Raw genomic sequence first — 7,942 nt, forward strand, 5'->3', positions numbered from 1 at the left:
TGAACATACCTGCGATCATTACGGACTCGGCAGTCTGCTCGTTGAGAGGTGCGCCTGTCTCGGGGTCAACCTCCTTGGCAATGTTGCTTGCGGTGTTCTGGAAGCTCTCGCCGGGAACACGGGAGAAGCAGTTCAGGTTAAGGCAGTCGTTCCAGTCAGCACGTCCGATAAGGGGCAGACCGTGAGGACCCTTGTTGTTTACAACGTGATAGAAGCTTCTCTTCAGGTGGTCAAGCAGGGGCTGTGCAAGAGCGGGGTCGTTCTTGTAATCAACCATTTCGTTAAGTATGCCGTAGTCGCCTGTCTCCTTGATGTATGCGGCTGTGGAAAGTATCATCCACAGAGGGTCGTCGTTGAAGTTTGTGCCTGCGGCGTCATTGCCCTTCTTGGTAAGGGGCTGGTACTGATGATAGTTTCCGCCGTCCTCAAGCTGGGTTGCGGCAATATCCAGAATTCTCTCTCTTGCTCTCTCGGGGATCTGGTGAACAAAGCCGAGGATATCCTGGTTGGAGTCACGGAAGCCCATGCCTCTTCCGATACCGCTCTCAAAGTAAGATGCGGAACGGGAAAGGTTGAATGTAACCATACACTGATACTGATTCCAGATATTTACCTGTCTGTTGAGCTTCTCGTCGGGAGAAGAGATGGTGTACTTAGCAAGGAGATCGTCCCATGTCTTCTTGAGTTCATCAAGAGCGGCGTCAGCCTTCTCGGCTGTGTCGAACTTCTTCATCATCTCGTAAGCTCTTGACTTGTTCATTGAGCCGTCAGCGTTGAACTTCTCGGGATAGGGATTTTCAACGTAGCCCAGAACATAAACGAGAGTCTTTGTCTCGCCTGCCTCGAGAGTGATGTTCTTGAAGTGGGAAGCAACGGGAGACCAGCCGTCAGCAACGGAGTTCCTGGGCTCGCCTGCGAAAACGGTCTCGGGGTTTGCAAAATCGTTGTAAATGCTGCCCATAAAGGTCTCGCGGTCGGTATCATAGCCGTCGATAGGCTCATTTACGGTATAGAAAGCAAAGTGGTTTCTTCTTTCCTTGTACTCGGTCTTGTGGTAGATGGTGCTGCCCTCCAGCTCGACCTCGCCCGTGTTGAAGTTTCTCTGGAAGTTAGCGGAGTCGTCCTGAGCGTCCCAGAGGCACCACTCAACGAAGGAGAAGAGCTTGAAGGACTTCTTTTCACTGCTCTCGTTCTTGAGGACCACCTTCTGAACCTCGCCTGTGAAGTTCTGGGGAACGAAGAATGTTACCTCGGCGGAGAGACCGTTCTTCTTGCCCTTGATGATGGTGTAGCCCATACCGTGGCGGCAAACGTACTCGTCAAGCTCGGTCTTTACGGGAGACCAGCCGGGATTCCACACGGTGCCGTTGTCGTTTATGTAGAAATAGCGTCCGCCTGCGTCAGCGGGAACGTTGTTGTAGCGGTAACGGGTAATTCTTGCAAGACGTGCATCCTTATAGAAGCTGTAGCCGCCTGCGGTGTTGGAGATAAGGCTGAAAAAGTCCTGTGTTCCGAGATAGTTTATCCAGGGATAAGGGGTCTTGGGAGAAGTAATGACATACTCCTTGTTAGCGTCATCAAAGAAACCGAATTTCATTGAACATACCTCATTTTCATAATTTTTGAAGCCCACCCTTTTTCGGGGTGTATTATGCCTTTTTCGCCGTCTGAAAGCTTTCTCTCCGATAGATCTCCTATGTTTCCGGCGGCGATATGCATATTGCTTTATTTATTTTACCATATTAAACGTTTTAATTCAACTGTAATGTGTCATTTGTGCATAACAAATTATTTAAACGTTTTTTGTGCATTTGGTACAAAATGCAATTTTCCATTTTTTTCTTGACATTTTCAGATGGATATGTGTTTACTGTTTGGTAAGCCTATAAACAGCTATGCCGCCGTACCCGAAGGCTTTGACGGGTACGGCGGCATTTTTTATGATATTATTCTCTCTCCCTGAAATATTTCTTAAACGACACCACCGCCAGAACAATAGCCAGCGCCGCCGCAAGATAATCCGTCACAGGCTGGGCAAATGCAAGAGAACGAGCCGTTCCGAAAACTGCGTTAACGGTAAACAGCACAGGCATAAAAAGCAGTCCCTGACGGCTTATGGAAAGGATAAGGGAAGGCACAGCCGCTCCCATTGCCTGAATGGTGTTTATCATAACGAAAAGCACGCCTAAAATAGGACCCGAGATGATGTAGATACGGGCAAACTGTATCCCGAAATCGTATGCGCTGGGCTCCTCCAGGAATGCGTTTACCATAGGTCCCGCAAATGCGTAGCATATGACCGTCATAACCACGCTGAGAGAGACCGCGAATATAAGGGAAAATTTCAGTATGCTCTTGAAGCGTTTCCTGTTTCCCGCACCGAAATTATAGCCGAGCAGTGGCTGTATGCCCGTTCCCAGACCGATAAGGAGCATTACGGCTATCATATTCACCTTCATCGCCACGCCCAGACCTGCCACAGCCATATCCCCGTGATTTGTCATAAGGTTGTTTATGACAACATTCGAGATGCTCATAAGCATACTGTTGAGGGACGCAGGAACGCCGATGGCAAGCACTCCCGACGCTATCCCCTCCCCTGCCCTGTAGAGCTTCGGGTCAATGGTGAGCATTGATCTTCCGCTTACAAAGTGGAAGATGTAAAACAATGCGCTGAGCATATTTCCTATGGTGGTGGCAGCCGCCGCTCCGCCCACATTCATATGAAATCCAAGTATCATAACGGGGTCAAGGATTATATTGGCAAGATTTCCGATGATCATTCCCGCCATAGCCGTGCCTGCCTTGCCCTCCGCGCGGATAATGGAGCTGAACGCATTGCCGATAACAAGAAAGGGTATGCCGTAGGAAACTATTTTAAGGTACTCCACCACGTAATCAAAGGTGTCGGAGCTGGCACCAACGATCCTTGCCACAGGCTCCGCCGCAAGGTTTATAAGGAGCATTCCGAAAACTCCCGCAGCCGCTGCTGTCCAGAAGCAGAAGGAGCAGGCGTGCATAGCCTTTTCCTTTTTGCCCTCGCCTAAAAGCCTTGAGATAAGGGACGTTCCGCCGATGCCGAAGAGCATTCCCACCGCCATAAAAAGCAGGAACGCAGGTGTGGCAAGGGAAACTGCCGCAACCATATAGGCATTTTTCGTCTGACCGATGAAAAAGGTGTCCGCAAGATTATAGACAAGCACCATAAGCATACTGATTATGGAAGGGATAACATTCACAAGCACCGCCTTGGGAACGGGTGCATTTTCAAAAACATCTGCCGCTTTGCTGTTCAAAGTGATAACCTCCGAAATTTATAGTCATATAAAATTTATTATATCACAGTCTCATTAAGTCAATATTGCTTTTTTATATCCCGCATATTAACAGAACACATTTCTGCCGAATACCAAAGCTTATTTTTGGAGATAATATTATAATCGGATTAAAAACTGACCCTGCGGTGACAGTTAAATGAAAATTAGGTTAAATCCATTGACGGAAAAACGGGAATATGCTACAATAAAGCAAGAGAAAAATTTACCTGTCAACTTTATTTAAGGATGGAATAAGGATTATGAGCATTGATCCATATCAGGTGCTGGGTATCCCCTACAATGCGGACGAGGACGAGATAAAGAAGAAATACCGCAGCCTTGTGAAGCAGTATCACCCCGACCTGCACCCCAACGACCCCGAAGCGGCACGGAAGATGAGCGAGATAAACGAAGCCTACGAAATGATAAAATCGGGGCAGGCGGACGCATACAAGGGCGGGCAGTCGTATTCGGGCGGTCAGTCCTACTCATCGGGCGGCACCACATATACCTATCAGTACGGCGATATGGACGATTTTCTGAATTCGTTCTTCGGAGCCTTCGGCTTCGGCACGGCGGCTTCACAGATGAACGAGGGCGAGATATACGAAAAGGTGAGCCGATATATTGCGGAGGGCAACCTTTCCGCCGCCGCTTCCCTTCTGAACAGGGTAGTTATGAGGGGCGGAAAATGGCACTACTACGCCGCACAGGTATGCAGTGCCTCGGGCGAATATGCGGACGCTGTGCGCTATGCCGATGAAGCAAGGCGCTCAGACCCCTCCGACCCCGATTATGCGGAGCTTTCCGCCGAGTATCACAGGCGGTATGACAAGGCTCTCAGGCGCAGAAGGATACTTCCGAACATTCTTTCGGCGGTCACAATACTGCTTGTGCTTACATTTATTGTAAGAATGGTGATAGGCTTTTTCGGATTTCTGTTTTTAATTTGATATTATCTGAACCGAGGTCTTTTTTATGGAAAAATTCAGGAACAAATTCATTGCCTTTATGTTCGGAAGGAACGGCCCCGACAGGCTGTACAGAGCGTCTGTGGCAGTTTTTATGGTGCTTGCAGTCATAAATATTTTTGCACATTCGGTCATTCTCGGCGTGCTGAGCTGGGCGCTTTTTATATGGACGATGTTCCGCTGCTTTTCAAAGAACGTTTATAAGCGTGGTCTTGAAAACCGTGCGTATCTGCGGCTTGAGGAAAAGGTCATCAAAAAATTCGGTATGACAAAGACTATGCTTACCGACAAGGAGCACTGCTATAAAAAATGCAGGCGCTGCAAGGCATATCTGAGGCTCCCCAGAAAATCGGGGACCCATACTGCCGTATGCCCCAAATGCGGCGAAAAAATCACGGTAAAGATCAGGTGAACCTTTAAATGCTTACAACAATAATCGTCTGCCTCCTTGCAGGTCTGGGAGCAGGTCTGGGAACGGGCTTTGCGGGAATGAGCGCTGCGGCGGTCATTACCCCCATGCTGGTCACATTCCTCGATATCCCCGCCTATGAGGCAGTGGGCGTGGCTCTGGCTTCGGACGTGCTTGCAAGCGCAGTCTCGGCGTACACCTACGGCAAGAACAAAAATCTTGACATAAGAAACGGCAGTATTATGATGGCAGCTGTCCTTGTGTTCACTATGGTGGGAAGCTATGTCGCAAAGCTTGTTCCGAACAGGACAATGGGCAGCTTTTCGGTGTTTATGACCTTCCTTCTGGGAATTAAATTCATCGTAAAGCCCGTTATGACAACAAAAGAGACCATGAACAATGTTTCGGGAAAAAAGCGCGTGATACAGTCCATTGTCTGCGGAAGTATGATAGGCTTTATCTGCGGATTTATCGGCGCAGGCGGCGGAATGATGATGCTTCTTATCCTCACGAGCGTGCTTGGCTACGAGCTTAAAACGGCTGTAGGCACCAGCGTTTTTATAATGGCATTCACCGCCTTTACGGGGGCTGTCTCCCACATTGTCATCGGCGGTATGCCCGATATGACGGTGCTTGTCCTCTGCGTTGTGTTCACGCTAATTTGGGCACGTATCGCCGCAAAATTTGCTAACAAGGCTTCTCCCGAGGTACTCAACCGTGTTACGGGCGTGGTGCTGACGGTGCTGGGACTGGCAATAATGGCTGTGAATATTTTTATAAAATGATATTGGCTCTCTCCCATAAGGGGGAGAGCTTTTTGTGTATATAAGACAAATAATGCGTGACCGAATTATACAAATTTACAAATTTGAAATACACATGAAAAATTTTCCTTTTGAGAATTGTATATCATACAGAACGTTCAAATACATCACAGAAAGGAAAATGCACTATGAAAAAGAAGCTATCGGCAATACTTGCAGCGGCAATGGCACTGAGCTGTGCGGCATCATTCCCCGCAGAAGCCCGTTCGCAGATCGACACAAGCGACCTCCCCACCCTTTTCTCAAGCAAAGAGGACGAAAGCGCGATTTTAAAATTCAAGAAGTCCAAGCCCAAGCTCACCGCAGACAGCAGAGAGTATAACTACTATTCCTCCGTGGAGAGCCGCACCCTGAGATGGGAGCCTGTGGACAATGCGCTTCTCTACTACGTTTACGCAAAGCCCTCAAACAAGAAAAGCTATGAGAAGATAGGCGCCACCTATGACACCGAGTTTTTCACCACCTATTCCGTGACCACCTCATACTGTATCAGAGCCGTTTCCTATGACGATACCGACAAAAAGATAATCAGCAGAACGTCTAACAAAATAACTCTCAAATACCGCGCAAACCGCCCCGTTCCCTACGATGGAGTTGACTGCGGAGAGGGAGTCGATTATGATTACGAGGAGGAAGTGATCGAGGAAGCCGAATATGACCTTGCATACGAGCCCGCAGAGGCTCCTGCCGCAAGCTCATCATCGATGAAGGGCGGGTATTATCCGACTACCGAATACAACACAGAGGAGTATTCCCACTCCGATGAAAGCGGCTTCAAAAAAGCTTCCACCGACCCCGTTTCCACCTTCGCCGCAGACGTGGACACCGCCTCCTATGCAAATATCCGCAGGCTCATAAACGACGGCAGCGATATTCCGGAGGACGCTGTGCGCATTGAAGAGATGATAAATTACTTCGATTACGACTACGGCTCTGACAAAAGATATACTCAGAAGCTTGACACATTTTCCGTTTATTCCGAAATAGCCGACTGCCCCTGGAATGAGGACGCAAAGCTATTGCAGCTGGGTATCGAGGCTTATGCTCCCGAAACTATCCCCGACTCAAATCTTGTATTTCTTGTGGACGTAAGCGGCTCTATGGACAACGCGGATAAGCTGCCCCTGGTGAAGGAGTCCATTGAAATGCTCACAAAAAATATGAGCGAAAATGATACCATATCCATCGTCACCTATTCGGGAGAGGAAAGAACTGTGCTTGCAGGCGCAAAGGGCAGCTGCATAAACGCTGTTACCGACCTTGCCTCTTGTATGGAAGCAAGCGGCTGCACCAACGGCGAAAGTGGCATAAATGCGGCTTATGAGATAGCCGAGAAATACTTTATCGAGGGCGGCAACAACCGCATTATCCTCTGCACCGACGGCGACCTTAACGTGGGCATTTCCGACGAGGGCGAGCTTAAAAAGCTTATTGAGAAAAAGCGCGAGAGCGGCGTATTCTTCACTGTTTTAGGCTACGGCAAGGGAAACATCAAGGACAACAAAATGGAAACTCTTGCAGACAACGGAAACGGCAGCTATCATTACATCGACTGCTCCGACGAGGCTGCAAAGGTGCTTATTGAGGAGCGCACCGAAAATATCATCACCGCCGCGAAGGACGTTAAAATTCAGACTGAGTTCAATCCCGAAAAGGTAAAGTCCTATCGTCTCATCGGTTATGATAACAGGCGGCTGGGCAACGAGGATTTTGACAATGATACAAAGGACGGCGGCGAAGTGGGCGCAGGTCAGAGCGTGACGGTGCTTTACGAAATAATTCCTGCGGATACGGACTCCAAGAGCAGCCTTAAATATCAGAAATCCACAGGCTCAAATGAATGGTGTACCGTAAAGATACGCTGCAAGGAGCCCGACAGCAGCAAATCAAAGCTTGTTTCCGCCTCGGTTGACGACAGCTTTATGCACAAAACTCCAAGCAGCAGAATGAAGCTCGCAGGTGCTGCAGCCATGTTCGGAATGTACCTCAAGAACAGCGAATACATGGGCAGCTCAGACCCCTACAGCGCAAGGGAGCTTTTAAAAGGCTCAGCAAGTACCGACGCACAGAACCTCAGTATGCTTATTGAATACTATATACAGCAATATTTTGAAACCGGATCCGAGCTTGACTGATAAATAGATCGGAGCCGCTGCGATATACAGCGGCTCCGAAAAAAAATAAAAAAATAAAGCCCCGAGAAAATCGGAGCTTTAATTCTGGAGGCGCCACCCGGATTCGGACCGGGGGTCAGGGAGTTGCAGTCCCTTGCCTTACCACTTGGCTATAGCGCCTTTGATATTTTTCTCTGCAAATAAGAGAAGCGCATATTTTCGCTGCTGCAAAAATAACAAGAAGAGCAGAGAAAAAAATGGAGCGGATTACGAGGCTCGAACTCGCTACCTCCACCTTGGCAAGGTG

General features: G+C 48.6%; 6 protein-coding genes and 1 tRNA gene. 4 read left to right on the forward strand and 3 right to left on the reverse strand.

Features of this window, described 5'->3' with window-relative positions; genetic code table 11:
* Positions 1 to 1,597: GH36-type glycosyl hydrolase domain-containing protein (locus ACI4J0_RS08660; RefSeq protein ID WP_439765417.1), on the reverse strand; the 1,597-nt coding region annotated here is incomplete at its 3' end.
* Between the two features lie 349 nt (positions 1,598 to 1,946).
* Entirely contained in the window at positions 1,947 to 3,296 is a 1,350-nt protein-coding gene (locus ACI4J0_RS08665) for an MATE family efflux transporter (protein ID WP_439765418.1), read from the reverse strand.
* A gap of 281 nt (positions 3,297 to 3,577) precedes the next feature.
* Between ACI4J0_RS08665 and ACI4J0_RS08670 the strand changes: the two genes are divergently transcribed.
* The 4 genes from ACI4J0_RS08670 (at position 3,578) to ACI4J0_RS08685 (ending at position 7,656) form a co-directional block, all read left to right on the forward strand.
* Positions 3,578 to 4,270 (forward strand): DnaJ domain-containing protein, encoded by a 693-nt coding sequence (locus ACI4J0_RS08670; RefSeq protein ID WP_439765419.1) that lies wholly within the window; start codon positions 3,578 to 3,580, stop codon positions 4,268 to 4,270.
* Between the two features lie 25 nt (positions 4,271 to 4,295).
* On the forward strand, positions 4,296 to 4,700 hold the full coding sequence (locus ACI4J0_RS08675; protein ID WP_439765420.1) for a hypothetical protein: 405 nt from the start codon (positions 4,296 to 4,298) through the stop codon (positions 4,698 to 4,700).
* Between the two features lie 8 nt (positions 4,701 to 4,708).
* Entirely contained in the window at positions 4,709 to 5,482 is a 774-nt protein-coding gene (locus tag ACI4J0_RS08680; protein WP_439765421.1) for a sulfite exporter TauE/SafE family protein, read from the forward strand.
* A gap of 167 nt (positions 5,483 to 5,649) precedes the next feature.
* Positions 5,650 to 7,656 (forward strand): vWA domain-containing protein, encoded by a 2,007-nt coding sequence (locus ACI4J0_RS08685; protein ID WP_439765422.1) that lies wholly within the window; start codon positions 5,650 to 5,652, stop codon positions 7,654 to 7,656.
* 85 nt (positions 7,657 to 7,741) lie between these two features.
* Here ACI4J0_RS08685 and ACI4J0_RS08690 read toward each other — a convergent pair.
* Positions 7,742 to 7,815, reverse strand: a tRNA-Cys gene (locus ACI4J0_RS08690).
* Positions 7,816 to 7,942 lie beyond the last annotated feature (127 nt).

Origin of the sequence: Huintestinicola sp. (assembly GCF_051882455.1) — a bacterium.
Classification (GTDB): Bacteria; Bacillota; Clostridia; order Oscillospirales; family Ruminococcaceae; genus Huintestinicola.